This is a genomic window from Ralstonia sp. PBBBR1 (assembly GCF_002256165.1).
GTDB lineage: Bacteria > Pseudomonadota > Gammaproteobacteria > Burkholderiales > Burkholderiaceae > Ralstonia > Ralstonia thomasii.
The window spans coordinates 63,663-89,098 of the sequence record NZ_NKIL01000009.1; the positions used below are offsets into that span (position 1 = coordinate 63,663).

The 25,436-nt window shown below is 62.4% G+C and carries 24 protein-coding genes and 1 tRNA gene; 8 read left to right on the forward strand and 17 right to left on the reverse strand.

Annotated elements, in window-relative coordinates; all coding sequences use genetic code 11:
- Positions 1–121 precede the first annotated feature (121 nt).
- Positions 122–610: an aminoacyl-tRNA deacylase gene (locus CFE42_RS17480; protein WP_004634675.1), complete on the forward strand. Its 489-nt coding sequence runs from the start codon at positions 122–124 to the stop codon at positions 608–610.
- A gap of 9 nt (positions 611–619) precedes the next feature.
- The gene (locus CFE42_RS17485) at positions 620–844 is read left to right on the forward strand and encodes a CDGSH iron-sulfur domain-containing protein (protein WP_004634673.1); all 225 of its coding nucleotides are present in this window, start codon (positions 620–622) and stop codon (positions 842–844) included.
- Here CFE42_RS17485 and ettA read toward each other — a convergent pair.
- From ettA to CFE42_RS17525, 8 genes are all read right to left on the reverse strand, one after another.
- Positions 841–2,508, reverse strand: coding sequence for an energy-dependent translational throttle protein EttA (gene ettA / locus CFE42_RS17490; protein ID WP_004634670.1), 1,668 nt, complete (start codon positions 2,506–2,508; stop codon positions 841–843). The two genes, CFE42_RS17485 and ettA, sit on opposite strands and share 4 nt — an antisense overlap.
- A gap of 148 nt (positions 2,509–2,656) precedes the next feature.
- A complete protein-coding gene (locus CFE42_RS17495) occupies positions 2,657–3,025 on the reverse strand; it encodes a cytochrome o ubiquinol oxidase subunit IV (protein WP_004634669.1) in 369 nt (122 codons plus the stop codon).
- On the reverse strand, positions 3,025–3,666 hold the full coding sequence (gene cyoC, locus CFE42_RS17500; protein ID WP_004634666.1) for a cytochrome o ubiquinol oxidase subunit III: 642 nt from the start codon (positions 3,664–3,666) through the stop codon (positions 3,025–3,027). The genes CFE42_RS17495 and cyoC overlap by 1 nt, the downstream gene beginning before the upstream one ends.
- Positions 3,667–3,669: 3 nt before the next feature.
- Complete coding sequence (gene cyoB, locus CFE42_RS17505; RefSeq protein WP_004634665.1) at positions 3,670–5,649, reverse strand: cytochrome o ubiquinol oxidase subunit I; 1,980 nt, start codon at positions 5,647–5,649, stop codon at positions 3,670–3,672.
- A gap of 9 nt (positions 5,650–5,658) precedes the next feature.
- Positions 5,659–6,645: a ubiquinol oxidase subunit II gene (cyoA, locus tag CFE42_RS17510; protein WP_080633399.1), complete on the reverse strand. Its 987-nt coding sequence runs from the start codon at positions 6,643–6,645 to the stop codon at positions 5,659–5,661.
- A 633-nt stretch (positions 6,646–7,278) separates the two neighbouring features.
- Complete coding sequence (locus CFE42_RS17515; protein ID WP_004634661.1) at positions 7,279–8,922, reverse strand: Nramp family divalent metal transporter; 1,644 nt, start codon at positions 8,920–8,922, stop codon at positions 7,279–7,281.
- 28 nt (positions 8,923–8,950) lie between these two features.
- Positions 8,951–9,157, reverse strand: coding sequence for a hypothetical protein (locus tag CFE42_RS17520; protein ID WP_004634658.1), 207 nt, complete (start codon positions 9,155–9,157; stop codon positions 8,951–8,953).
- Positions 9,158–9,389: 232 nt separating this feature from the next.
- On the reverse strand, positions 9,390–10,838 hold the full coding sequence (locus CFE42_RS17525; protein WP_004634656.1) for a carbohydrate porin: 1,449 nt from the start codon (positions 10,836–10,838) through the stop codon (positions 9,390–9,392).
- A 578-nt stretch (positions 10,839–11,416) separates the two neighbouring features.
- Here CFE42_RS17525 and CFE42_RS17530 point away from each other — a divergent pair.
- Positions 11,417–11,641 (forward strand): hypothetical protein, encoded by a 225-nt coding sequence (locus CFE42_RS17530; protein ID WP_238563841.1) that lies wholly within the window; start codon positions 11,417–11,419, stop codon positions 11,639–11,641.
- Positions 11,642–11,859: 218 nt separating this feature from the next.
- Here CFE42_RS17530 and CFE42_RS17535 read toward each other — a convergent pair.
- From CFE42_RS17535 to petA, 6 genes are all read right to left on the reverse strand, one after another.
- Positions 11,860–11,935 (reverse strand) — tRNA-Thr (locus CFE42_RS17535).
- 29 nt (positions 11,936–11,964) lie between these two features.
- On the reverse strand, positions 11,965–12,462 hold the full coding sequence (locus tag CFE42_RS17540) for a ClpXP protease specificity-enhancing factor (protein WP_004634651.1): 498 nt from the start codon (positions 12,460–12,462) through the stop codon (positions 11,965–11,967).
- 70 nt (positions 12,463–12,532) lie between these two features.
- Positions 12,533–13,144 carry a glutathione S-transferase N-terminal domain-containing protein gene (locus CFE42_RS17545; protein WP_004634649.1) on the reverse strand — a complete coding sequence of 204 codons (612 nt, stop codon included), beginning with the start codon at positions 13,142–13,144 and terminating at the stop codon, positions 12,533–12,535.
- Positions 13,145–13,294: 150 nt separating this feature from the next.
- Entirely contained in the window at positions 13,295–14,038 is a 744-nt protein-coding gene (locus tag CFE42_RS17550; RefSeq protein ID WP_004634646.1) for a cytochrome c1, read from the reverse strand.
- A 37-nt stretch (positions 14,039–14,075) separates the two neighbouring features.
- Positions 14,076–15,479, reverse strand: a complete 1,404-nt coding sequence (locus CFE42_RS17555; RefSeq protein ID WP_024542174.1) for a cytochrome bc complex cytochrome b subunit — start codon at positions 15,477–15,479, stop codon at positions 14,076–14,078.
- Positions 15,479–16,087, reverse strand: a complete 609-nt coding sequence (gene petA / locus CFE42_RS17560) for a ubiquinol-cytochrome c reductase iron-sulfur subunit (protein ID WP_004634643.1) — start codon at positions 16,085–16,087, stop codon at positions 15,479–15,481. The genes CFE42_RS17555 and petA overlap by 1 nt, the downstream gene beginning before the upstream one ends.
- A gap of 245 nt (positions 16,088–16,332) precedes the next feature.
- On the opposite strand from petA, the gene mscL reads away from it, so the two are divergent.
- The gene (gene mscL / locus CFE42_RS17565) at positions 16,333–16,761 is read left to right on the forward strand and encodes a large conductance mechanosensitive channel protein MscL (RefSeq protein ID WP_004634640.1); all 429 of its coding nucleotides are present in this window, start codon (positions 16,333–16,335) and stop codon (positions 16,759–16,761) included.
- A 12-nt stretch (positions 16,762–16,773) separates the two neighbouring features.
- On the opposite strand, the gene CFE42_RS17570 is transcribed toward mscL, so the two are convergent.
- Positions 16,774–17,520 carry a Nif3-like dinuclear metal center hexameric protein gene (locus CFE42_RS17570; protein WP_004634638.1) on the reverse strand — a complete coding sequence of 249 codons (747 nt, stop codon included), beginning with the start codon at positions 17,518–17,520 and terminating at the stop codon, positions 16,774–16,776.
- Positions 17,521–17,539: 19 nt separating this feature from the next.
- On the opposite strand from CFE42_RS17570, the gene CFE42_RS17575 reads away from it, so the two are divergent.
- The gene (locus CFE42_RS17575; protein ID WP_004634635.1) at positions 17,540–18,754 is read left to right on the forward strand and encodes a Do family serine endopeptidase; all 1,215 of its coding nucleotides are present in this window, start codon (positions 17,540–17,542) and stop codon (positions 18,752–18,754) included.
- A gap of 430 nt (positions 18,755–19,184) precedes the next feature.
- Here the strand turns inward: CFE42_RS17575 and CFE42_RS17580 are convergent, their stop codons facing one another.
- Positions 19,185–20,318 carry a porin gene (locus tag CFE42_RS17580; protein WP_004634634.1) on the reverse strand — a complete coding sequence of 378 codons (1,134 nt, stop codon included), beginning with the start codon at positions 20,316–20,318 and terminating at the stop codon, positions 19,185–19,187.
- A 334-nt stretch (positions 20,319–20,652) separates the two neighbouring features.
- Positions 20,653–21,795 (reverse strand): ABC transporter substrate-binding protein, encoded by a 1,143-nt coding sequence (locus tag CFE42_RS17585; RefSeq protein WP_004634632.1) that lies wholly within the window; start codon positions 21,793–21,795, stop codon positions 20,653–20,655.
- Between the two features lie 120 nt (positions 21,796–21,915).
- Here CFE42_RS17585 and CFE42_RS17590 point away from each other — a divergent pair, with 120 nt between their 5' ends.
- From CFE42_RS17590 to CFE42_RS17600, 3 genes are all read left to right on the forward strand, one after another.
- Positions 21,916–22,617: a response regulator gene (locus tag CFE42_RS17590; RefSeq protein ID WP_004634631.1), complete on the forward strand. Its 702-nt coding sequence runs from the start codon at positions 21,916–21,918 to the stop codon at positions 22,615–22,617.
- Positions 22,614–24,143: a sensor histidine kinase gene (locus tag CFE42_RS17595; protein ID WP_004634629.1), complete on the forward strand. Its 1,530-nt coding sequence runs from the start codon at positions 22,614–22,616 to the stop codon at positions 24,141–24,143. The genes CFE42_RS17590 and CFE42_RS17595 overlap by 4 nt, the downstream gene beginning before the upstream one ends.
- A gap of 122 nt (positions 24,144–24,265) precedes the next feature.
- Complete coding sequence (locus tag CFE42_RS17600) at positions 24,266–25,372, forward strand: ABC transporter substrate-binding protein (protein ID WP_004634626.1); 1,107 nt, start codon at positions 24,266–24,268, stop codon at positions 25,370–25,372.
- Positions 25,373–25,436: the final 64 nt, after the last annotated feature.

Sequence of the window (25,436 nt, forward strand, 5' to 3'; positions counted from 1 at the left end):
TCACACGAGCGGCCCGTTGCTTTTGTACGCTCGAATGCCCGCGCAATCTGCAAACCGACCTATGCTGACGTAGTGGCCCCTGCAATCCCGCCGCCGGCCGCACAGCACACGGGAGGACGCCATGTCGATCTCCAGCACCCTCGACGGCTGCCTGCGCAGCAAGGGCTGCCTGTACGAGGTGATTCGCCATCCGCATACCCATACCAGCACGGAGACCGCGCAGTCTGCACATGTCCCGGGCGACCGTCTGGCCAAGACGCTGCTGCTCGAAGACAAGCTCGGCTATGTCGCGGCCGTGTTGCCATCGACGTATCACCTGCATCTGTCGGAATTGCAAAAGGAAACTGGCCGCCTGGACCTGACACTGGCCGATGAATCCGAGTTGCGCGAAGTCTTTCGGGACTGCGATGCTGGCGCCGTACCACCCGTTGGCATGGCTTACGGCATGCCCACCTACATCGACAGCAGTCTGATGGCCCACGGCGACGTCTACTTCGAAGCCGGCGACCACGAAAATGTCGTGCATATGGACATGGATCAGTTCATGGCTTTAATGCGCGACGCCAAGCCCGGCCACTTCGCGTATCGCATGCAGGGCATGCTCTTCTGAGGACCCGCCATGGCAGACGACGTTGTCATCACGGTCCGCAACAACGGGCCGTACCATATCAAGGGAACCTTCCGGGTCGCCACCCAGGGCGGGCGCGAGTTGGCCGTAGAAGAAGGCCAGGCATGGCTGTGCCGCTGCGGGCACTCCTTGAACAAGCCGTTCTGTGACGGGTCGCACAAGCGCGTCGAGTTTGACAGCAACCTCGACGCGCCTGTGCCCGATGCGCCTGCTTAACGCGTAACGGGCTTGTAGCGGATACGCTTGGGCTTCGCACCTTCTTCGCCCAGACGCTTCTTCTTGTCGGCTTCGTATTCCTGATAGTTGCCCGGGAAGAACTCGACGTGCGAATCGCCTTCGAACGCGATGATGTGCGTGGCGATGCGATCGAGGAACCAGCGATCGTGCGAAATCACCATCACGCAGCCCGCGAACTCGAGCAGCGCGTCTTCCAGCGCACGCAGCGTTTCCACGTCCAGGTCGTTTGACGGCTCATCGAGCAGCAGCACATTGCCGCCCGAGATGAGCGTCTTGGCCAAGTGCAGGCGCCCGCGCTCGCCGCCAGACAACGTGCCGACGTGCTTTTGCTGATCGCCACCCTTGAAGTTGAAGCGGCCGATGTAGGCACGCGATGGCGTCTCATACCGGCCAACCGTGAGGATGTCGGAACCGTTCGAAATCTCTTCGAAGACGGTCTTGTCTGCGGAAAGCGCATCGCGGCTCTGGTCAACGTAAGCCAGCTTGACCGTCGGGCCGATCTTGATGGTGCCCGAATCCGGCTGCTCCTTGCCCGTGATCATGCGGAAGAGCGTCGACTTACCGGCGCCGTTCGGGCCAATGATGCCGACGATGGCGCCCGGCGGAACCGTAAAGCTGAGGTTGTCGATCAGCAGGCGATCGCCATAGCTCTTGCTGACGTTCTGGAACTCGATGACTTCATTGCCCAGACGCTCGCCGGCCGGGATGAAGATTTCCTGCGTCTCGTTGCGCTTCTGGTATTCCTGGCTGTTCAACTCGTCAAAGCGGGCCAGACGCGCCTTCGACTTGGCCTGACGGCCCTTCGGATTCTGGCGCACCCATTCGAGCTCTTTCTTTAGCGCTTTCTGGCGCGCCGATTCGCTCGACTCTTCCTGCTTCAGGCGCGTCTCTTTCTGATCGAGCCAGGAGCTGTAATTGCCCTTCCAGGGGATGCCGTGGCCGCGGTCGAGTTCGAGAATCCACTCGGCGGCGTTGTCGAGGAAGTAGCGGTCGTGGGTCACAGCCACAACGGTGCCGGGGAAGCGCGTGAGGAACTGCTCGAGCCAGTCCACGGATTCCGCATCCAGATGGTTGGTCGGCTCGTCGAGCAGCAGCATGTCGGGGCGCGACAGCAGCAGCTTGCACAGCGCGACACGACGCTTTTCACCGCCCGAAAGATGCTCGATCTTCGCGTCCCACGGCGGCAAGCGCAGTGCGTCGGCGGCAATTTCGAGCTGCAGTTCCACGTTGTCACCGGCACCGGCGGCAATGATGGCTTCCAGGCGCGCCTGTTCTTCGGCGAGCTTGTCGAAGTCGGCACCTTCCTCGGCGTATGCCGCGTAGATGGCTTCGAGCTGCTTTTGCGCATCCATCACTTCGCCCAGGCCGCTCTCGACTTCTTCGCGCACCGTCTTGGCGGGATCGAGCTGCGGCTCCTGCGGTAAGTAGCCGATGTTGAGGTTGGGCATCGGCGTGGCTTCGCCTTCGATGTCCTTGTCGAGGCCGGCCATGATCTTGAGCACGGTCGACTTGCCGGAGCCGTTCAAGCCCAGCACCCCGATCTTGGCGCCGGGGAAGAACGACAGCGAGATGTCCTTGAGAATCTGGCGCTTGGGCGGAACGATCTTGCCCACGCGGTTCATGGTGAAAACGTACTGTGACATGGCGGAATTGCGGGGGGAAACGCAGAAATGGGGAATCCGGCGAGTTTAACAAAGCCGGGGCACGGCAAGCCCAGGGCTCAAGGCCGCTCGAGCAAAAGAAAAGGCGCCCACCAGGGGCGCCCTTCCGATGCAGCGGCAGGCTGGCTCGTTACATCGTCATCATGTTGGCGTTCATGTTATGCATGACCCACAGCGAGCCGACAACGACGATCGCCAGGATCAGCAGCGTGAACAGGAAGGCCATCACGTTCCAGCGCTGGGCAGACGAGCCATCCAGGTGCAGGAAATAGATCAGGTGTACGACGATCTGCACGACCGCCAGAGCCATCACCGTTACCAGCACCGTCTGGTGCGAGTAGCCGCCGTCCATCACCATCTTGAACGGGATGGCCGTCAGGATCACCGCCAGCACGAAGCCGATCAGGTAGCCCTTGACGGTGGCATGGCCGGCGCCGCCGGCTGCATGACCGTGATCCTCGCCGTGGGCGATGGCGGATGTTGCGTTGGTCTGTTCCATTACATCGCTCCCAGCAGATAGACGACGGTAAACACACCGATCCACACCACGTCCAAGAAGTGCCAGAACAGGCTCAGGCACGACAGTCGAGTCGATTGGGTCGGAGTCAGGCCTTTGGCACCGATCTGCCACATCAGGACGATGATCCACAGCATGCCGCTCGCCACGTGCAGGCCGTGCGTGCCGACCAGCAGGAAGAACGACGACAGGAATGCGCTGCGGCTCGGGCCGGCGCCTTCTGCGATCAGATGGTGGAACTCGTTGATTTCCATGCCGACGAACGCGGCGCCCAGCAGCAGCGTGATGCCCAGCCACAGCATCACTTGATCCTTGCGGCCGTTCTGCAGGCTGATCATCACCATGCCGTAGGTGATGGACGACACCAGCAGGATGCCGGTTTCGATCGCCACGTACGACAGATCGAAGAGTTCCTTGCCAGTCGGGCCGCCGGCCGTCGCACCGCGCAGGACGCAGAACGTGGCAAACAGCGACGCGAAGATGATCAAGTCGCTCATCAGGTACACCCAGAAGCCGAAGACCTTGGTGTCTGCAGCATCGTGGTGGTGCGCATGGTCATGCGCGTGGTCGTGGCCGTGCGCGTGACCGTGCGCGGCGTGACCGTCTAGAACATTGGAAGCCATGGTTTAAGCCTGCGAACCGATACGTTGGAAGTAGGCCGACTCGGTCTCGTGAACCTCGTGAGCGGGCACGTAGTAATCGATGTCGTCGTTGTTGCTGCGGAGGATGAAGCTGCCGATCATGCCGACCAGACCCAGCACGGCCATCCACCAGATGTGCCAGATCAGCGCGAAGCCCATCACGATCGAGAACATGCCGATGAAGAAGCCGGCGCCGGTGTTCTTCGGCATGTGGATCTTCTCGTAGCTCGGTGCGGCCTGCGTCAGCACCTCGCCGCGCGCCTTCATGTCGGCAAAGGCGTCGATGTCACGGATGACCGGCACACGGGCGAAGTTGTAGTGCGCCGGCGGCGACGACGTCGCCCACTCCAGCGTGCGACCGCCCCACGGATCGCCCGTCAGGTCGGCCAGCGCATGACGGTTGCGGACGCTCACGAAGATCTGGATGAGCTGCGAAGCGATGCCGCAGGCGATGATCGCGGCGCCGATCACGGCGACGATCAGCCACGGCTGCCATGCCGGGTTGTCGGTATGGTTCAGACGACGCGTCATGCCCATGAAGCCGAGCACGTACAGCGGCATGAAGGCGGTGTAGAAGCCCACGAACCAGCACCAGAAGGCGCGCTTGCCCCACTTCTCGTCCAGCTTGAAGCCGAAGGCCTTCGGGAACCAGTAGGTGATACCAGCCAGGTAACCGAACACCACGCCACCGATGATGGTGTTGTGGAAGTGAGCGATCAGGAACAGGCTGTTGTGCAGCAGGAAGTCGGCGCCCGGCACAGCCAGCAGCACGCCGGTCATCCCGCCGATCACGAAGGTGATCATGAAGCCGATCGTCCACAGCATCATCGAGTTCAGCTCGACGCGGCCGCGGTACATCGTGAACAGCCAGTTGAAGATCTTCACGCCCGTCGGGATCGAGATGATCATCGTCGCGATACCGAAGAACGCGTTGACGTTCGCACCCGAGCCCATGGTGAAGAAGTGGTGCAGCCACACCAGGAACGACAGCACGGTGATACCGGCCGTCGCCCACACCATCGACGTGTAGCCGAACAGCTTCTTGCGCGAGAACGTCGAGACGATTTCCGAGAACATGCCGAACGCCGGCAGGATCAGGATGTACACCTCGGGGTGGCCCCAGATCCAGATCAGGTTCACGTACAGCATGGCGTTACCACCGCCATCGTTCGTGAAGAAGTGCATGTCGAGGTAGCGATCAGCACCCAGCAGCGCCAGCGCCACGGTCAGCACCGGGAAGGCAGCCACGATGAGGATGTTGGCGCACAGGGCGGTCCAGGTGAAGATCGGCATGCGCATCAGCGTCATGCCCGGCGCGCGCATCTTGAAGATGGTCGCAACGAAGTTCACGCCGGTCAGCAATGTCCCGAGGCCCGATATCTGCAAGGCCCAGATGTAGTAATCGACCCCCACGCCCGGGCTGTAGGCCAGCTCCGACAGCGGCGGGTACGCCAGCCAGCCGGTGCGAGCGAATTCGCCCACGCCCAGCGACACGTTGATCAGCACCACACCTGCAGCCGCCAGCCAGAACGACAGCGTGTTCAGGAACGGGAATGCCACGTCGCGCGCGCCAATCTGCAGCGGCACGATCAGATTGATCAGGCCCGTCATGAGCGGCATGGCCATGAAGAAAATCATGATCACGCCGTGCGCGGTGAAGATCTGGTCGTAGTGCTCAGGCGGCAGATAGCCGGCACCGCCGCCCGAGGCAACCGCCAGTTGCGAGCGCATCATGATGGCGTCGGCAAAGCCGCGCAGCAGCATCACGATGGCCAGAATGCAGTACATCACGCCGATCTTCTTGTGATCGACCGAGGTGATCCACTCATTCCAGAGGTAGGTCCACTTCTTGAGATAGGTGATCAGGCCGAACAGGCCCGCGCCACCCAGCAGAATGGCCGACACCGTCACGACCACGATGGGCTCGTGCAGCGGAATGGCCTCCAGACTCAACTTGCCAAACATCGTCAACTCCTAGGAATTCTTGGCCGCGCTCTTGGGCGCAGGCAGGGCGGACTGCACCGGCAGCGGACGCGTTGCCGCCTCAGCCGTGGCCGTCGTGCAGTTGGCGCCTTCGAGCGCCTCGTCGAGCGTCAGGACTTTCTCCCCTTCGCCCATCTTGTCCATGTATTTGTGCAGGATGCTGTGATACAGCGACGGGTCGACCGATGCATACGCCGCCGGCGGCACCTTTTCGCTCGGCTTGGTCAGCTCGGCGTAGCCTTCCTTGGTCAGGTTCTGCGACGAAGCGCGTACCTGCTTGACCCAGGCGTCGAACTCTTCGTTCGTCATGGCCGTGGCCTTGAACTTCATGCCGGTGAAGCCCGAGCCGCTGTAGTTCGACGACATGCCGTCAAACACGCCGGTCTCGTTGGCGATCAGGTGCAGCTTGGTCTGCATGCCCGCCATGGCGTACACCTGGCTGCCGAGCTGCGGGATGAAGAACGCGTTCATCACCGTGTCGGACGTGATCTTGAAGTTGATCGGGGTGTTGGCCGGGAATGCGAGCTGGTTGACCGTCGCGATCTTCAGTTCCGGATAGATGAACAGCCACTTCCAGTCGAGCGAGACAGCCTCGACCGTGATGGGCTTCACATCCGATTCGATCGGCTTGTACGGATCGAGCGCGTGCGTGGACTTGTAGGTGATCACGCCCAACACGATGATGATCAGGCACGGGATCAGCCACACCACGGCCTCGATGGCGTTGGAGTGCGACCAGTCGGGCTCGTAGCGAGCCTTGGTGTTGGACGCGCGGTACTTCCACGCAAACACCAGCGTCAGCACGATCACGGGAATGACGACCAGCAGCATCAGGCCGGTCGCCACCAGGATCAGCGTCTTTTCTTCAGCCGCAATCATCCCCTTCGGGTCCAGGACCGTCAGGTTGCAGCCCGCAAGCAGGAGCGGGAGGCTTGCGGCGAGGAGCCGCTTCATATGTGGAACGAGTGTGTTCTTCATGTCTTGCACAATTGCGCCGGCGATGCGCACCAACATCACGGGAGCCCAGCAGCCCAGACAGCGGCCACAAGGGGAAAAACGCGGGAAATGAGAGAAGACCGAACTACCGGCGCCCCGAATACAGCTGAGGTGCGGCAGCGGATCTTCGATCACATCAGGCGCCGGTCAGGGAGAAGCTGAACCCAACGCCCTCAGTTGGCGAGGTGGGCTTCGCTCATGCCGGGCATAGGCGAGGTCGAACTTCGCCGCGTCGCACAAAGCGGCGGACGACAGATCGGGGGCGTGAAAGGTCGGAGCAGGCACTGCGTCATGCGCCCGTTGGGGGAGCGCGGTTGGAAGTGGAATGCGGGCGCGATCTTACCGCCAGACGGCGCTTTGGATCGCGCTATCCGCTCAGGCAACTAGAAAACGACGTCGATTGACAAGTGATTTCCTAGCCGCAAGGCTAGGGTTTACGTGGCTTTGCGGGTAAGCCAATCGAAAGTGCCTGTTGTTGCACTGCGACAATCAGCCACAGTGGCGCGCAGCCGACGTCGTCACCAAATGTGCGCCCGAAGGTTGAGCTGATAATAAGAACAATTCTCATCTTGGAGAGGCCGCCGAAGCGGCCTCCCTGCGCTTTTCCCTACAGCCTCATTGGGCGAGCAACCCGGCAATCCGTACCAGCACCAGCCCCGCAGCCACCACGAGGTAGCCGCGCAGCACAAACATCCACGTGCGCTTGAGCGGCGTCCAACGGGCAGGCGTGAGCTGCTCGAGCGGCGGCATCGTCCAGTGATTGCGATCCAGCACGCTCACACGCTGTGGATGGTGCGGCCGGTGCCCGCGTCGCTCGATGCGCCATAGCACCAGCGACATGACCACGGCGATGAGCGAACCGCCGATCAGGATGGCGCCGATCTCGAATTCTCCGATCCCCGGAAACAACACAGCCGCCGTCAGGATGACGGAGAGCATCACCAGCACCGCCACCACACCGCCGGTGAAGAGATTCATCGCGCGGCCGTTCGTCCACGGGCCCAGCACGGCCTTGTCGTTGCACAAAAGCAGCAGGAACACTGTCGCGCTTGGCAGCAGCACGCCGGCCAGCGATTGCACTGCATTGGTCAACAAACCGAGCGGCACGCCGGGCGTCAGCACCAATCCTGCGGCCAGCAAGGTCAGCCCGAAGTAGATCGCGTAGAAGCCCTTGGCTTCCGTCGGCTTGCGATGCAGCGAGTGCCGCACGGCAAACACGTCGCCGATCGCATACGCGGTCGACAACGACACCGCACAGGCGCCGATGATGCTGGCATCCAGCAGCGCAATCGCGAACAGCACACCGGCCCAGCGGCCCGAGTGGCGCTCCAGACCGTGCGCCGTGCCGAGCGCATCGGTGTAGTTTCCGAACTCTGGCGAACCGTGAAAGGCCTGGGCGCTGAAGGCGATCATCGCCACCGCGCCGGCAATCACGAGGACGATGCCCAGCCACAGATCCGCGCGTTCATAGCGGATGAAACGGGCGGTGATGCGCTTGTCGATCACGTAGCTCTGTTGGAAGAACAATTGCCACGGCGCCACGGTCGTCCCGACGATGGCGATGATCAGCAGCATGACCTCCGCTAGCGGTGCGCCGGCCGGTAGCGCGGGCACAAAGAAGTCGCGTGCCACCTGCCCAATTGGCGGATGGACCATCACGAACACGGGAATGAGCGTGAGACTGCCGGCCACCAGCGCCAGCGCAAAGCGCTCGAAGCGGCGGAAGTCGCCGGTGGAGGCAGCCAGCATCACCAGCGCCGCCGCCGCACACACGCCCCAGTGTCTAGGGATGCCGAGGTACTCCAGCGCCAGGCTGATACCGATGAACTCTGTCACGAGCGTCAGCGCGTTCACCAGAAACAGATCGATGACAGAGAAGCTGCCCCAGAACCTGCCGAAGCGGGCAAAGATCAACCGCGCATGGCCAACGCGCGTGACGGCGCCCAGGCGCAGCACCATCTCCTGGTTCACGTACAGCACGGGGATGAGCAACAACAGCGTCCACAGCAGCGTGGTGCCGTAGTTCTGCCCGGCTTGCGTGTACGTGCCGAACGCGCCGGCGTCGTTGTCGCCGACCATCACGATCAGGCCGGGCCCGAGGATGGCGAGTAGCGTCCGCAGACGCGCGCGCCAGCTGTTACGAGCGCCCGTATCGTGATGCGCGATGGTGCCGAGCGCGCCGCGGATGTCGTCCACATGAGCGTCGTCGAGTGCGGCATGACGTGGCGGTGCGTCGATGCCCGAAGCGAATTGGGTCATGTCGACCTCCTTTTTTTGTGTTGTTGGATTACCAGTACGTGCGCGACAGGCGCACAGCCGCCGCCGCGTAACCGTGGTTGGAAAGCGGCTGACCGCCATCGCCTGCCCGGCGGTTGGAGGTCACGGGCACGGCGTCGGGGCGCGCAGGTGCAGCAACGCGCGGCTGCACGAACACCGAGCTGAACGGCAGTGCGATCGTCGAGAAACGACGGGCGGGAATATTGAATTTGCGCATGACACACTCCTCGCCGCGTGCGCATACGCGCGGCACGCAGCAATCTCCGCACGCGTTGTACACACACGCGGCGGCATGGTCGAAACGATCAAGGAGCGATGCAGATACCGCTGCCTTGCCTGGGCGGCAAGTCAGCAGCAGGGGAAAACCGTGCGGCGGACTCGCCTAGTGGGATACCGATGTAAATGTCGGGTAAGGTCGACTCGGACTGTCCATATGGGTCCTCCTACGGTTAGAACTCGGCGTGGACGCGCAGGCCGAAGAACTTGGCAGGCCCGCGGTCCCGGTTGTAGCCGGGGTTCTGGATTAACTGAAAATCGGGGCTGAGCATGATGCCCTTGACTGGTTGAAAGCTGTAAAACACTTCGAGTATGCGTTCGTGGCCGTAGTTCAAGGCGCTATCGCCCAGGAACGCGCCGTTGCCGCCTGCGGCCAAATAGGCGCGATGGTCCGGGCCCAGCATGTTGAGCGAAAAGGCCGCCCCCAGCACATCGTCCGGACGCCCCCACGACGCGCCCTTGAGCAAGCCGCCAAACGACACGTTGCGCCCCGCTTCCGTAAAAGCATAGGTCTCGGTCTTATCATCCGACCAGTTCAATCGGGTAAAGAGGCCCAAGTTTTCACCCACCTTTTGCTCGAAGGACAAACCCAGGCCGACCTTGGCGTGCTCACGCCGAACCAGACTCAAATCGGGCTGGCCCGCAGTGGCTTGACCGAGCGCAATGGCATCGTCAAAGCGGCCCATGCGTGCGAAGTTTCGCCATCCGAGTAGGCGCACTTTGCCCTCCTGGCCGAACAGCGTGAAGCTCTTCTCCAGTTCGAGCATGTCGCCGTAGTGCTTGAGAAAACGCGTGTCGAGCGGCAAGCCGTTGGACTCCACCGGCTGCAGGAAGCGGCCCGCGCGCACGGCCCAGCCGAGCTCGCTATCGGTGTACTCCAGCGCAATCCCCCAGCTGTAGCCGCGCGCATCCGCAGCATAGTCGAACGACGGATGCGTCATGAACGACCAGTTTAGGAACTGCGTGCGCGGATCGTGCGCGTACTCCACCGCATCGAACACGTCGAGCACGGGCAAATTGCCCACGGTGAGTACCACGCGACGCTTGTCCACCACGTCGGCGAACTGGTTGAAGTCGGCATCGACCTTTTCGGTGTCGCCACCCAGACCCCAGGTCTGGCGCAGGAACACGCGAGCGCGATAGAGCGTCGGGTCGGTGCCCGTGACCTTGGCCAGTTCCCCGTTGGTTGGGCCGCCCAGCCCGTGCAGATCGGAGAATGCCTTGCCCATCACGACTTCTGGGTTGAAGTGGAACTCGGCGCCCCTCCACAACCGCATGCCGAGATCGAGCGTGGTGCTGAAGGAGTAACTGGTCGCCCGGTCCGCCGTCAGGCTGTTGTTACCGCTATACGGCGACTTGAACGCAGGTTTGGCCTGCCAGACCCAGGTGGATTGACCGTGAAAACCGAAGCGATCGCCGAGCTCGCCTCCGGCAATGAGCGGCGTCGCGGCAGCCGGCACCGATGCAAGCGCCTCTGCAGCATCGGCAGCCTGGGCAGAAACCCATAGCAGCACCATGGCAGCAAAAATGGGCGGACGGCAGCCCGCAGCAGCGGCGCGCACCAGCGAGATAAGTGCGCGTACTGCCTTCCGGACGGATTTGACGATGGAAGCAAACAGCATGAGGCCCCCCTCGTTCGCTTCTGTGACGAACGTAGGCAACGACCGGACACGGACCTCCCAATGCGACGCGCACGCAAATGCGCGGCTACATGGCCGTACCGGCGAACAACAATCGAGTTCAGGAAGAGGCTTGCGCAGAGAACCCACGCAAGAGCCACCGCCCGCCGTGCAATACGGCTAGGCAGCGGGAAGGCGCGAAGACGGTGCGCCGAGACTGTCTAGCCGTTCAAGGTGCGATCGAAGATCGACTAGAACAACTGTCCATGGAGATGGTCTCCGTAACTATGACGGGGCGCAGAGTAACAAAGTCTCGTTGACTGCGGCAAGCGTTTTCTTGGGGCGCGCGCGAAGCCATTGCGCAGCGGCAACACTCCGGACGCAAGGCGCCTCGCAAGCCGGTATCGGTACACTGCCGTCACGCTTGAGCGCGTCACTTGGGCGCGCTCTCCACAACGACATCAGACGGACCTTGTATGACGCGCTTGGCAACGCTAATCACCACGATTGCGGCAATCGCCGGTATGGCCGGCTGCTCGACGGCCGGATTAGAACAAGCCGGGAAGGCGGGCGAATCCAAGATGACCGAACACACCCCACCCGCCACCACGTGCAAGGCGACCGCCGCTCCCGACGACGCCCTGATCGGCAAATCCGAACAGGACGCCACAGCCCTGCTCAACGGTTGCCTCTGGCGCGTCAGCGAGCGCGATGGCAAGGCCCTGCCCGGCACCATGGACTACCGCGAAGAACGCCGCAACCTGGGCATCCGGGGCGGCAAGGTCGTCTGGGTGCGGCGCGGTTGAGCGTTGCGAGGCTGAATCGCGGGCGATCGGGACTCGGTAGCACTCGGCAGAATCCACGCCGATCGCGAAACGGTGACCGTGAAGGAACGCATGCGTGCGCGAGCATGGATACCAAGCGCCGCTGGGCGTGCATCTTGGAGAGGAAACGCACGCGTAGCAGCCTGAACGCGCTCGCCAAAAGAAAACGGCCTCCGCAAGGGAGGCCGTTCTCGTGATGCTGGTGCCGGCTGCAGGACTCGAACCCGCCACCTGATGATTACAAATCAACTGCTCTACCAGATGAGCTAAGCCGGCAAAGAAGCGCGATTCTAACCTAACACGCGTTACTTGACGACCTTTAGCGCAGGCTTGCCACCGATGCGCGGCACATTCGGCGGTGTCGGGTCGTCTTCCGGGCCAGTTTCGGCTTCGGCAGGGACCGGCGCAGGCATGGATTCGGAGTCCACTGCGGCCAGCTTGGGCGGCGGATTGTTCTCGCGTTCGGTCGCGGCCTGCACCGTCGGCGTGCTGCGTTCCACCGGGAATGCCATACCCTGCCCGTTCTCGCGCGCATACACGGCAAGCACGTTTTCGATCGGCACCTCGATCTTGCGAGACACGCCCGAGAAGCGTGCGTGGAACGTGATCCACTCGTTGCCCATGTCGAGCTGGCTGGTCGCGTCAAAGCTCACGTTCAGCACGATCTCGTCGTTCTTGACGAACTCGCGTGGCACGTTGGTACTGTTGTCGACGAAGACAGCGATGTACGGCGTGAAGCCGTTGTCCGTGCACCATTCGTAGATTGCACGGATCAGATAGGGCTTGGTGGAAGTTTCCGACATGATGAAATCAGTGACCGTTGGGCGCGGCCGCGCGCAGGCTCGACCCGAGCGCGGCGCGACCCGGCGGCAATCAGCGGCGCATGACCTTTTCCGACGGCGTCAGCGCTTCAATATACGCCGGACGGCTAAAGATACGCTCAGCGTATTTCATCAGCGGGGCGGCGTTCTTCGAGACTTCAATGCCGTAGTGGTCCAGGCGCCACAGCAGCGGCGCAATCGCCACGTCGAGCATCGAGAACTCTTCGCCCAGCATGTACTTGTTCTTCAGGAAGATCGGAGCCAGCTGCGTAAGGCGATCGCGGATGGCCGCACGTGCCTTCTCGTGATTCTTCTCGGCGGCCTTGCCCTTTTCGTTCTCGAGCACGGAGACGTGCGTGAACAGTTCCTTCTCGAAGTTGAACAGGAACAGGCGGGCGCGGGCGCGCTGCACCGGATCGGCCGGCATCAGCTGCGGGTGCGGGAAGCGCTCGTCGATGTACTCATTGATGATGTTCGACTCGTACAGAATCAGGTCGCGTTCAACCAGGATGGGCACCTGGCCGTACGGGTTCATCACCGCGATATCTTCCGGCTTGTTGAAGAGATCGACGTCGCGAATCTCGAAATCCATGCCCTTTTCGAACAGGACGAGGCGGCAACGCTGCGAGAACGGGCAAGTGGTGCCCGAGTACAAGACCATCATGGTTGTAGTTCCTTGGCGCATGGGCCGGGGGCGGCCCGATGACGGTACAACCGTGACGACAAATGACATCGCCACGGCACAAAAAGCGAAAAGGCAAAGGGCTAGAGCCAGTTCTCCACCGGCCTAGCCCTTGCCCGGAAAACACGGATTTTACTTGATGTCCTTCCAATAGGCCGCATTCAGGCGCCAGGCCAGCACGAAGAACACGCCAATGAACAACAGTACCCAGACGCCGAGACGTTTGCGCAAGTTGCCGGCGGGCTCAGCCATCCAGTCCAAATAGCTGACCAGGTCGGCCACCGCCTGGTCATATTCGACCTTGTTCATCTTGCCGGGGACCGACACCTCAAGGCCGACGAGCTTCTTCTCGGCCTCGCCGTGCTCGGACTTCACTTCGGCGTACTTCGCCACTTGCTGGCCTTGCAGCTCCCACAGCACATGCGGCATGCCGACCTTGTCGAAGACCAGGTTGTTCCAGCCGGTCGGACGCGTGTCGTCACGGTAGAACGTGCGCAGGTAGGTGTAGAGCCAGTCGCTGCCGCGCGCGCGGGCGATCACCGAAAGGTCCGGCGGTACGGCGCCAAACCACTTCTTTGCGTCCTCGCGGTCCATGGCGATGTGCATCGTGTCGCCGACCTTGTCCGACGAGAACAGCAGGTTCTGCTTGATCTGCTCCTCGCTCAAACCGATGTCGCGCAGGCGGTTGTAGCGCATGGCGCTCGCGCCGTGGCAGTTCAGGCAGTAGTTGACGAACAGCTTGGCGCCGCGCTGCAGCGCAGACGTGTCGCTGGACTGGTTGGGCGCCGGATCGAGCGGCACGCCGCCCTCATTGGCCATCACGGGCGCGGCAAACACGAGACCGGCCAAGGCGAAAATCGCAAGCAGCTTTTTCATTCTTGTGTCCTTCATGGGTCCTTGTGCGCGGGCTCTATCAGTGCGGCGTGAACGTGACGCGCTCGGGCACTGGCTTGAACGTCCCGATCTGGCTCCAGATCGGCATCGCGAGGAAGAACGCGAAGTACAGAATGGTGCCGATCTGCGAGATGATCGAACCGACCGGGCTCGGCGGCTGAATGCCCAGGTAGCCCAGGACCGCAAAGGCGATCACGAAAAGGATCAGCAGCGTCTTGTGGAAGCCCGGGCGATAGCGGATCGACTTGACCGGCGAGTGGTCCAGCCACGGCAGGAAGAAGAAGATCACCACCGAACCGCCCATCACGACCACGCCCCAGAACTTCGCGTCGATGAACTTGAAGCCCAGTGCCAGGATCACGGCCACAGCCACGGCCACCACTTTGACATTCATGCTCTTCGTGCGTGCGAACAGCAGACCCAGCATGATCGCGATGAAGCCCCACAACCACGGCAGGAAGTCCGACGTGGTCGCGCGCAGCATCGAGTAGAACGGCGTGAAGTACCAGACCGGCGCGATGTGCGGCGGCGTCTTCAGCGAGTCTGCCGGGATGAAGTTGTTGGCTTCCAGGAAGTAGCCGCCCATTTCCGGCGCGAAGAACACAATCGCGCTGAAGATGAACAGGAACACCGCCACGCCCACGATGTCATGCACCGAGTAGTACGGATGGAACGGAATGCCGTCGAGCGGGATGCCGCGCTCGTCCTTCTTGGCCTTGATCTCGACACCGTCCGGGTTGTTCGAGCCCACTTCGTGCAGCGCGATGATGTGCGCCACCACCAGGCCCAGCAGCACCAGCGGCACCGCGATGACGTGGAACGAGAAGAAGCGGTTCAGCGTCGCGTCCGACACCACGTAATCACCGCGGATCCACAGCGACAAGTCCGGACCGATCAGCGGGATGGCGGAGAACAGGTTCACGATGACCTGCGCGCCCCAGTACGACATCTGACCCCACGGCAGCAGATAGCCCATGAAGGCTTCTGCCATCAGGCACAGGAAGATCAGGCAGCCGAAGATCCAGACCAGCTCGCGCGGCTTACGGTACGAGCCGTACAGCATGCCGCGGAACATGTGCAGATACACGACGATAAAGAACGCCGAAGCGCCGGTTGAGTGCATATAGCGCACCAACCAGCCCCACGGCACCTCGCGCATGATGAACTCCACGCTCGCATAGGCGACGGGAATGCCGGCGGCGTTGAGCGTGCCGTCCGGCTTGTAGTTCATCACCAGGAAGATGCCCGTGACGATCTGGATCACCAGCACCAGCAGCGCCAGCGATCCGAAGAAATACCAGAAGTTGAAATTCTTCGGCGCGTAGTACTCCGACAGATGCGCCTTCCACAGCTCGGATGCCGGGAAGCGCGCATCGATCCAGCCCAGCAGCCCGGTTGTCTCCACCTTCTTCTCGGCCATGATCAAGCCTCTCCTTTCTCGTCTTTACCGATCACCAGCTTCGTGTCGGACAGGAACATGTACGGCGGAACGTCGAGGTTCTGCGGCGCGGGCTTGTTCTTGAACACGCGGCCAGCCAGGTCGAACGTGGAGCCGTGGCACGGGCAGACGAAGCCGGGGTCTGCGGCGAGTTGCACGTTGGCGCCCGCGGGAAACGGACCAGACGGGGAGCAACCAAGATGGGAACAGATGCCGACCACGACCAGCAGGTCTTTATGCTCGGCACGGGAGCGGGTTTCGTTCTTGCAGTAGTCCGGCGTCTTCATGGTGAAGGGCACGTCGGACTTGGGGTCTGCGACTTCGTTATCGGTCTTCTTGAGCGATTCCAGCATGTCCGGCGTGCGTTTGAGCAGCCAGACCGGCTTGCCGCGCCATTCCACCACCTTCATCTGGCCCGGGGCCAGGTCGCTCACGTCCGCCTCTACGGGCGCGCCCGCTGCGCGGGCTTTTTCAGATGGTGCGAATGTGCAAACGAAAGGGGCCGCAACTGCAACCCCTCCCACACCACCAGCCACGGACGTCGCAATCAATAGATTGCGGCGACCCTTGTCCACGTTTTGCTGGTCACTCATGCAAGACCCCAGGGTGAGAAATCAAGATAGATTCGCGTCAACCAAAAATTATACCCGAGCGTACCTAGCCAACGGTAGCGGTCGCGGGGGGCGTCCGTTGCGGATATAGTGGTCGCACCGATTGCCCTCCAGCCCAGTCCAGGCAAGGCTTCGGCATGTCTCTTGCAACCTCGCTTTCAACAATTCAGGTCAACCGTTCGCTAGCTTGACCGTTTGTCTCGAATCAAACAATCCGGAGAAAACCGATGGCACTGATGCAAGACTTCAAGAAATTCGCGATGCGCGGCAACGTGATCGACCTCGCGGTAGGCGTGATCATCGGTGCGGCGTTCGGCAAAATCGTCGATTCGCTCGTCAATGATCTGATCATGCCGCTGATTGGCCGCATCGTTGGCAAGCTGGATTTCTCGAACCTGTTCATCCAGCTGGCAGAGGCGCCCGCCGGTGTGCCGCATACCCTGGCTGATTTGAAGAAGGCAGGCGTGCCGGTCTTCGCCTACGGCAACTTCATCACCGTGGCGGTCAATTTTCTGATTCTGGCGTTTATCGTATTTCTGATGGTGCGCGCCATTACGCGCATGATCGACGCCAACCCGCCGGCTGCCCCCGCCGAAACACCAGAAGACATCCAACTGCTGCGCGAGATTCGCGACAGCCTGAAGAACAAGCCGTAATCGGACGTCGACTCACACCGGATTCGGGATATCGATGAAGGTGTGACGCACACCGAAGCGCTCGGCCAGATGAGTGCCGAGCGCCCGAACGCCACCGCGCTCGGTGGCGTGGTGACCCGCACCGATATAGGCAACACCCGATTCACGCGCAAGATGCGTGGTCTGCTCCGACGCTTCACCGCTCAGATACACGTCTACACCGGCGGCCACGGCGGCGTCAAACCAGCCTTGGGCACCGCCTGTGCACCAGCCGATTTTGCGCACCGGGCGATCCCCCTCGCCGATCACAAGCGGCTCCCGGTTCAGCTTTGCCGACACCGTCTGCGCGAAATCGCCCAGCGTGGTTGCTTCGGCAAGCGTACCAATCCAGCCAAGTTCGTCGTCGCCGAACCTGCCCTGAGGCGAGATGCCCAGCAACGCACCCAGCTGCGCGTTGTTGCCGAGCCCAGGATGCGCATCGAGCGGCAAGTGATACGCGAACAGGTTGAGATCGTGCGCCAGAAGTTGCTTCAAGCGCGCATGCTTCTGGCCTACGACACGGCCATCCTCTCCCTTCCAGAAGTAACCGTGATGCACGAGGATGGCGTCGGCACGCGCTTCGATGGCGGCTTCGATCAGCGCCAAGCTAGCGGTCACCCCCGTCACGATATGCGCAATGGTGTCGCGCCCCTGTACCTGGAGACCATTGGGGCAATAGTCCCGAAAACGGGCCGCCTGCAACAGGTCGTTCAAGTACAATTCAAGTTCTTTTCGATCCATTTGGACTCAACTTCGCTCTATGTTGCGCCGCTTTTGGCTGTTTTTTGCGCAAGCCGTCACGGTCGTCCTGGCCGTCTGGTTTGTGATCGCCACGCTCAAGCCTGATTGGCTGCAGCGCGGCAAGGTCGCAGTGCAATCCGGCTCGCCCATCGTCGCGCTGAAGGAAGTCGCGCCGATCGGCCACGGCGGCACCTCCAGCAACTCCTACGCGGAAGCGGCCAAGGTGGCGATGCCGGCGGTGGTCAACATCTTCAGCAGCAAGAACGCGCCGAAGCGTGGCAGCAGCCCACAAGCCAGCGCAGATCCGTGGTTTCGCTTCTTCTTCGGAGACCGCGCTCCTGAGCAACGCCAAGAACCCACGGCCAGTCTCGGCTCGGGCGTGATCGTCAGCTCGGAAGGCTACATTCTAACGAACCACCACGTAGTAGACGGGGCCGACGAGATCGAAGTCGCCCTGACCGACGGCCGCAAGGCCAACGCGAAGGTGGTCGGTTCGGATCCCGAAACCGACTTGGCCGTCCTCAAGATCAACCTACCGAATTTGCCCGCCATTACGCTGGGCCGGCTGGAGAATGTGCGCGTCGGCGACGTGGTGCTCGCCATCGGCAACCCGTTCGGCGTGGGCCAGACGGTGACGATGGGCATTGTCTCCGCACTGGGACGCAGCCACTTGGGCATCAACACCTTCGAGAATTTCATCCAGACCGACGCCGCGATCAACCCAGGCAACTCGGGCGGCGCCCTGGTTGATGCCGACGGCAACCTCCTCGGGATCAACACCGCGATCTACTCGCGCTCGGGCGGCTCGCTGGGCATCGGCTTCGCGATTCCGGTATCGCTGGCCAAGCAGGTGATGGAGTCGATTATCTCGACCGGTAGCGTGGTCCGCGGCTGGATCGGTGTTGAACCGCAGGATGTGACGCCGGAAATTGCCGAGTCGTTTGGCCTGTCGCGCAAGGATGGCGCGCTGATTGCCGCCGTGGTCCAAGGTGGCCCGGCGGACAGGGCGGGCCTGCGCCCGGGGGACATTCTCACCAGCGTGAATGGTCAACCGATCCTGGATACGACGGCGCTGCTGAACAGCATCGCGCAGCTGAAACCCGGTGCGGAAGCCAAGGTGACGGTGTCGCGCAAGGGCAAGGCGGTAGAGCTGACCATCGTTGTCGGCAAACGTCCGCCGCCAACGCGCCGCAACGTACCGATGCCCTCGCAGGACGACGAAGAACAGCAGTAAGCAGCAGGCTTCGGAATATACAAACGGCGGCCAGATGTGCCGCCGTTTTTTATGCGCGCACGCTTGAGAATCAAGCCGGCACGTTGACGAGGAGAGAGACACCTTGACGTAGCCCCCCCCCCCGCTCAACGAGCGATCCGACGTACCAACGGCTGCGCAACGTCGATACGAGTTGCCTTCGTCCCGCTCTGCTGGGCGGTCCAGGGCGGCCCTGGCGTATGCCATCGCAAAACAGCAAGCGCGACGCCCTGCTCACGCCTCGCCTGCACTCCCACCATCAACCGAAGCTTGCACACCAGCTAAGACCACCCCTAGCGACGTTTCAGCCATGCATGCACGCTGCGAATCGTTCGCACAAAGAAAAACGCCGACCCCTTTCGGGATCGGCGTTTAACCGTTTCATTCGATGCGCCCTTACGAGCGCGTCAAATTAGAACTTGTGGCGGATACCAACGGTAGCGCCGAACTGGTTGGCGTTGCCAGCAGCCGGGCTCGAGTACACGTTCTGGTTGCCGAAGTTGGTGCTACCCAGCGTCGTACCAGCGTACGAATCGGTCGTGTTCAGGTTGAGCACGCCCAGGCCCGAGCCGCTGCTGTTCTTAGCATAAGCCAGGTTGAAGTAAGCGTCGGTGCGCTTCGACAGGGCGTAGTCGGTGCCGACCACGAACAGCCACGGGTTACCCGCGTTGCTGTTCTTGAACTGTTGGTAGTAAGCCGTACCCGTCAGCGACAGAGCCGGAGTAGCTTGGTAACCCAGGCCAGCCCAGTACAGGTTCGAACGCAGGTTGCCATTGCCAGCAACAGTTGCGAAGTTAGCCTTGTACCAACGGTAGCCAGCGTACAGCTTAGCCGGGCCGAACGCGTACGTACCAGCGATCGTGGCGCGTTGTTCCTTGTTGTCAACTGCAGCACCGGTCAGAGCAGTCGTTTGGTTCGACTGGTCATACACTGCACCAACTGCGAACGGGCCACCAGCGTAGTTAGCCCCCAGGCTCCACTCACGGCCCAGCTTGCTCAGGCCAGGTTGCTCGTTACCATCACGGTTGAACGAGTACAGAGCCGAGACGCTCAGGCCACCGAACGTGCCGATGTACTTAACAGCGTTGTCTGCACGCTGAGCGAAGAAAGCGTCTTGACCAGCCAGCGAGTAACGCGAAGCGATTGCCATCGGGTCATAGATCAGCGAGAAGTCGTACAGCAGGTTTTGCTGGCGACCCAGGGTCAGTTGACCCCACTGACCTTGCAGACCGACGTAAGCGTTACGGCCGAACAGACGGCTGTTTTGGCCCGACTTGCCGTCGTCGAGGTTAAAGCCGCTTTCCAGGTTGAAGATACCCTTCAGACCACCGCCCAGGTCTTCAACACCACGCAGGCCCCAACGCGAACCCGACAGGCCGCCCGAATCCAGGCCAACGCGCGAGCTACCGCCGCCGTTGCCGTTCGGCACTTTGTTTGCGTAGGTCAGACCAGCGTCGACCACGCCGTACAGGGTCACGGAGGATTGTGCATAGGCGCCACCGGCGGCCAAAGCTGCAACAGCAGCTGCAAACAGTTTCATCTTCATATCGACACTTTCCTTGTCAACTGATTGGGAAATCTTGACTGTCCTTATGGACGACGCAGATACCTCACGTCTGACCGCATTATGTGCCAGCGTTGACTGATTCCGGAAACCCTTTCTGGCTCTGGGCCGCGATTTGCGGCCAAGTTGTTGCTCATGGGCAACACGCGCCCAGCCCCATTGAGAGGGGGGCGCGACCCGCTTGTTGCGCGGTGGCACAGGGGTTGGCGGGCGATTGTCACCCTCTTACTGCGCAACAAATTTGGCAGTCGGTGACAGTTCTGAATTGTCGCCTTCGCACCACGTTACGGCAATAAGTGCTTCCTTGTCCTCTTTTTTATCGGCCGAGTGCGGCGTGCCATCGCTTTAGGAAATCGGCACGGCGGAGCTGATCTTGATGGGCGAGTAAACCCGGGCCAACGGGAATGGGCCGATGCGTGTTTCCCAGTTCGGCGAGCAGGCGCTTGGCGGTGAGCCCGGTCTCAACGTCCTGGCGCAGCGAAAACAGGAACGCACGGTCCGCCATCACGCTCTGGCCGTCGCGCGAGAGCATGAAGTCGAGCCAGAGGCGCGCGGCGTTCGGGCGGGCAGCGCGCCGCGCAATGAAGGCGACGCGCGTAGCGACCAGCGTGTAGTCGGTCGGCATCTTGATGGCGAGCGCCGGGTTGCGATCGGCGTAGCGTGCGGCGTACGAGCCGATCACGTTGTAGGCGAGCAGGCTTTCGCCGGAAGCGACGCGCTCCAGCATCGCGGCCGTGGTGATGTACAGGTTGACGTTGACGCCGCCCAATGCCTTGGCAACATCCCAGAACACTGGCGTGGTGCGGGCGTCTTCGGCGGCGAAGAGGAACGCGGAGCCGGAGTGTTCGATGTCGTAGGAGGCGACGCGACCGCGCAGCAAGTCACGATGGCTATTCAGAATGCGGGCGAAGTCGGCATGGGTGGAAGGAATCAACTCCGCCGGTAACTGGCGCGTGTTGTAGACGAAGACGACCGGCTCGTAGCTCGTGCCGTACGCCTCGTTCTTCCAGATCGCCCACGATGGCAGGTAAGGCCGCTCGGGCGATGCGTAAGGAAGTGCGTGGCCGTCGTTCACGAGCTTGAACTGCTCGGGCATGGCCGAACTCCAGACCACGTCGGCGCCCGGCGACTTGGCGGCGAATTCTGCGAGGAAGCGGCGGTAGATATCGTCACTGTTCTGCTCGCGGTAGTCGACGGTGATGCCGGGGTAGCGCGTTTCGAAGGCGCGGATCAGCGGGTACGCGGCGGAGAAATCCGTCGTGGAATACACAGTGACACGGCCTTCGTGGCGCGCGGCGTCGATCATCGCACCGTAGTCGCGCGGGTAGTACGACGGCAACTCCGGGGCCTGGCGGGCCAGCCATTGCCCGTGCGCTCCACGCGCGACGGCGCCGCTTGCAGCCAGCAATGCGGCGGTCTGACAAAGCCAGCGGCGACGGGAATTGGGGATGGACGACATGCCGGTTGGAGCGCATCTGTGCGACGCGTCAGGTGGACGGAGTGATCGGCGATGTGGCCGAGATCAAGGCGCCACGCATTATCATGAAAAAGTGGCCAGAACGATATTGAGAGACACCCGATGCGGATTTTGCTGGTGGAGGATGAGGAAGAATTGGCCGCATGGCTGGCGCGCGCGCTGGCGCAAAGCGGCTTCGTGATCGAGCGCGCCGCTGACGGCGTCATCGCGGAAGCCTTCCTGGGCTCCGGAGAATTTGACGCGGTGGTGCTGGACCTGCGCTTGCCGCGCAAGGATGGCTTTGCCGTGCTGGCCGACATGCGCGCGCGCGACGACCGCACGCCGGTGTTGATCCTCACGGCGCAGGGCGCACTGGATGAGCGCGTGCGCGGGCTCAATGCCGGCGCGGACGATTTCCTCACCAAGCCGTTCGCGCTGTCCGAGCTGGAAGCGCGGTTGATGGCGCTTATCCGCCGCAGCCGCGGCCGGGCGTTCCCGCGCCTGCGTTGCGGGCCGCTGGAATTCGATACCGGACGCAAGGCATTCCTGCTGTCGGGCGAGCCGCTATCGCTCACGCCGCGGGAGCACGCCGCACTGTCGGCACTGCTGCACAAGACCGGCCAGCCGATCAGCAAGGTGCATCTGTTCGACAAGGTCTTCAACCTGGACAGCGATTCCAGCCCCGACGCAGTCGAGGTGGTCGTGCACCGCCTGCGCAAGAAGCTGGCGGGCACGGGCGTGCAGATCGTCACCGTACGGGGGCTGGGTTACCTGCTCGAGGCCGGCGATGGTGAAGGGCCCGCCGCCGGCGACAGCAGCGCATGATGCAGCGGCCCGCCTGGCTCCGGCTGCCGCGCAGCCTGAAACTTACGTTGCTTTGGTTGCTGCTGCCGGGGCTGGTGGGTGTGCTGGCCATCGACATCGTCTCGGCGTACCAGGCGCTGCGTGGCGCGACCGATCGCGCGTACGATCGCGCGTTGCTCGGCTCGGTGCGCGCCATCGAAAACGGCGTGACGATCGAGCGCGGCCAGGTGCAGGTCAACGTGCCGTATGTGGCGCTGTCCATGTTCGAATCGACGGCGCAGAGCAACGTCTATTACCGCGTCGCTTTCGAGCCCTTGCCGGGCAAGGCGCCTGAAGCGGCGCTGACCGGCTACGACGATCTGCCGCTGCCCGTCACCCGGCTGGAAAACGACACCCCACTCTTCTACGACGCGACATACCACGACGAGCCCGTACGCGTGGCCGCCGTGGCCAAGCCGCTCTATCAACCGGGGCTGCCGGCGCGCATCGTCATTCAGGTGGCAGAAACCATCGAGACGCGGCGCGCGCTGCAGCAGGCGGTGTGGCGCGGCACGCTGCTGCGCGATGCAGCGCTGGTGGCGGTCAGCGCCGCGCTGCTGTGGCTCGGCGTAACCGTCGCGCTGCGGCCGCTCAGTCGCCTGGCACGCAGCATCGGCGTGCGCGCGTCGGATGACCTGCGTCCGCTCGACGCCACCGACGTGCCTGCAGAAGTCCGCCCGCTGGTCGACGCGATCAACCACCACATTCATCGCTATGCCGAACTTGCGGAGGCGCAAAGCCAGTTCCTCGCCGATGCGTCGCACCAGTTGCGCACGCCGCTGGCCGTGCTGCTCACGCAAGCGGAATACGCACTGCGCGAAACCGACCCGGTGCGCGTACGCGAAAGCCTGTCCGCCATCATCGCGCGCCTGCAGTCGACGAACCGGCTGACCACACAGCTGCTCGCCCTCGCCCGCGCCCGGCATGCGGGGCAGGATGCGCCGGCCGAAACCTTCGACCTGGGTGTTTTGGCACGCGACGTGGTGGTCGATGCGCTGCCGTTGGCGCGTGAAAAACAGCAGGACCTCGGCTGGGATGACGGCGGCCTCGTCATGGCGCTGCCCGTCATCGGCTATCCAGCCTTCCTGCGCGAGGCGCTCTCCAACCTCGTGCACAACGCCATCCGCTACACGCCGGCCGGCGGACGCATCACCGTACGCGCCACGGCTGACGGCGATGCCGCACTGGTCTGCGTGGACGACACCGGGCCGGGCATGAACGCCGACGAGCGCGCACACGCGTTCCAGCGCTTCCGCCGAGCGCACGAGGGCGGAAGTCGCTCGGGTAAACCCAAGGTCGCGCCCAAAGACGCCCGCTACGCCGCCGAAGGCTCCGGCCTTGGTCTGGCCATCGCGCGAGCCTATGCAGCGCGTAGCGGCGGGCAAATCGAGCTGGCCGACGGGGAGCCGAACGAGTACGGCGGCGTCGGTTTGTCGGCGCGGATCAGCGTGCCGCTGGCGGCTGCGGCAGCCTCGACCGAGCATGCTGCGACGCAGCAGCCGCAATGAAAGCGTGACGAAAGCGCGCGATTTCTATAATCCGCCGCACCTGGGGCCATCCGTCCGAGCTACAAGCAACACGCCATAAGTAGCCGGCCCCACACCATCACAAGCAAACAGGAGACAAACCCATGCTTCGTGGACGCTTTACGCCTGCGCACGCCGCTCTCGCCTCAATCGCAGCTGCCGCACTGACCCTCAGCGCCGCCGCCTTCGCGCAAGTTCCGGCCGGCTACCCCGCCAGCTATGCCGACACCATTGCCGCCGCCAAGAAGGAAGGCAAGGTGGTGGTCTATGCGACGACCGACACCAAGGCCGCCGACCCGCTGATCAAGGATTTCGAGTCGCTCTACCCCGGCGTGAAGGTCGAGTACAACGACATGAACAGCAGCGAGTTGTACAACCGCTTCATCAGTGAGCAGGCTGCCGGCGGCGCCTCGGCTGACATGATGTGGAACTCGTCGATGGACTCGCAGCTCAAGCTGGCGCAGACCTACGCGATGAAGTACGACTCGCCGGAAGTGCCGAACGTGCCGAAGTGGGCTGTCTACAAGGGCCTGGCCTACGGCACGACGTACGAGCCCGCCGTGTTCCTGTACAACAAGCGCCTGATCAAGGATTCGGAAGTGCCGCAAACGCACGCCGATTTCGCCAAGTTGGTCGCCAGCCAACCCGAGCGCTTCAAGAACAAGGTCACGACGTACGACATCGAGAAGTCGGCCGTGGGCTTCATGATGGCTGCGCAGGACAATCTGGATTCGCCGCAGTACTTCGACTTCGTCAAGGCAGTGGGCCCGAACCTGGTGCTGCAGTCCTCTACCGGCACGATGATGGAGCGCGTGGCCTCGGGCGAAAACCTGGTGGCGTACAACATCCTCGGTTCTTACGCGATTGCACGCGCCAAGAAGGATCCGTCGATCGGCATCGTCTATCCGAAGGACTACACGCTGGTGGTGTCGCGCGTGGCGATGATCGCCAAGAAGGCGAAGAACCCGAACGCGGCCAAGCTGTGGCTGGACTACATCCTGTCCAAGCGCGGCCAGGAAATCCTCGCCAACAAGTCGGATCTGCACTCGCTGCGGGACGACGTGACGGGCGAAGCCACCGCCGCCGGCCTGAAGAAGATTCTCGGCAACAGCATCAAGCCGATTCCAGTCGACGAATCGATCCTGGCGTTCCTGGAACCCAAGAAGCGCCTGGATTTCATCAAGCAATGGCGTACCGCCGCCGGCCGTTGATCTGATCCGCTAATCAACGGCACACCTCTCATCTGACCGACCTGCCGGCGCCATCCGTATCTGG

Bases quoted from the DNA above. Each gene is read 5' to 3' on its own strand.
- CFE42_RS17595 (WP_004634629.1), top strand. From the start codon at position 22,614: ATGATGCAGCGGCCCGCCTGGCTCCGGCTGCCGCGCAGCCTGAAACTT.
- CFE42_RS17520 (WP_004634658.1), bottom strand. From the start codon at position 9,157: ATGCGCAAATTCAATATTCCCGCCCGTCGTTTCTCGACGATCGCACTG.
- CFE42_RS17550 (WP_004634646.1), bottom strand. From the start codon at position 14,038: ATGAAAAAGCTGCTTGCGATTTTCGCCTTGGCCGGTCTCGTGTTTGCC.
- CFE42_RS17485 (WP_004634673.1), top strand. From the start codon at position 620: ATGGCAGACGACGTTGTCATCACGGTCCGCAACAACGGGCCGTACCAT.
- CFE42_RS17540 (WP_004634651.1), bottom strand. From the start codon at position 12,462: ATGTCGGAAACTTCCACCAAGCCCTATCTGATCCGTGCAATCTACGAA.
- CFE42_RS17515 (WP_004634661.1), bottom strand. From the start codon at position 8,922: ATGACCCAATTCGCTTCGGGCATCGACGCACCGCCACGTCATGCCGCA.
- CFE42_RS17580 (WP_004634634.1), bottom strand. From the start codon at position 20,318: ATGAAGATGAAACTGTTTGCAGCTGCTGTTGCAGCTTTGGCCGCCGGT.
- CFE42_RS17545 (WP_004634649.1), bottom strand. From the start codon at position 13,144: ATGATGGTCTTGTACTCGGGCACCACTTGCCCGTTCTCGCAGCGTTGC.
- CFE42_RS17525 (WP_004634656.1), bottom strand. From the start codon at position 10,838: ATGCTGTTTGCTTCCATCGTCAAATCCGTCCGGAAGGCAGTACGCGCA.
- cyoB (WP_004634665.1), bottom strand. From the start codon at position 5,649: ATGTTTGGCAAGTTGAGTCTGGAGGCCATTCCGCTGCACGAGCCCATC.
- CFE42_RS17570 (WP_004634638.1), bottom strand. From the start codon at position 17,520: ATGGATCGAAAAGAACTTGAATTGTACTTGAACGACCTGTTGCAGGCG.
- ettA (WP_004634670.1), bottom strand. From the start codon at position 2,508: ATGTCACAGTACGTTTTCACCATGAACCGCGTGGGCAAGATCGTTCCG.
- cyoC (WP_004634666.1), bottom strand. From the start codon at position 3,666: ATGGCTTCCAATGTTCTAGACGGTCACGCCGCGCACGGTCACGCGCAC.
- mscL (WP_004634640.1), top strand. From the start codon at position 16,333: ATGGCACTGATGCAAGACTTCAAGAAATTCGCGATGCGCGGCAACGTG.
- petA (WP_004634643.1), bottom strand. From the start codon at position 16,087: ATGAGTGACCAGCAAAACGTGGACAAGGGTCGCCGCAATCTATTGATT.
- CFE42_RS17575 (WP_004634635.1), top strand. From the start codon at position 17,540: ATGTTGCGCCGCTTTTGGCTGTTTTTTGCGCAAGCCGTCACGGTCGTC.
- CFE42_RS17590 (WP_004634631.1), top strand. From the start codon at position 21,916: ATGCGGATTTTGCTGGTGGAGGATGAGGAAGAATTGGCCGCATGGCTG.
- CFE42_RS17530 (WP_238563841.1), top strand. From the start codon at position 11,417: ATGACCGAACACACCCCACCCGCCACCACGTGCAAGGCGACCGCCGCT.
- CFE42_RS17480 (WP_004634675.1), top strand. From the start codon at position 122: ATGTCGATCTCCAGCACCCTCGACGGCTGCCTGCGCAGCAAGGGCTGC.
- CFE42_RS17600 (WP_004634626.1), top strand. From the start codon at position 24,266: ATGCTTCGTGGACGCTTTACGCCTGCGCACGCCGCTCTCGCCTCAATC.
- CFE42_RS17495 (WP_004634669.1), bottom strand. From the start codon at position 3,025: ATGGAACAGACCAACGCAACATCCGCCATCGCCCACGGCGAGGATCAC.
- CFE42_RS17585 (WP_004634632.1), bottom strand. From the start codon at position 21,795: ATGTCGTCCATCCCCAATTCCCGTCGCCGCTGGCTTTGTCAGACCGCC.
- cyoA (WP_080633399.1), bottom strand. From the start codon at position 6,645: ATGAAGAACACACTCGTTCCACATATGAAGCGGCTCCTCGCCGCAAGC.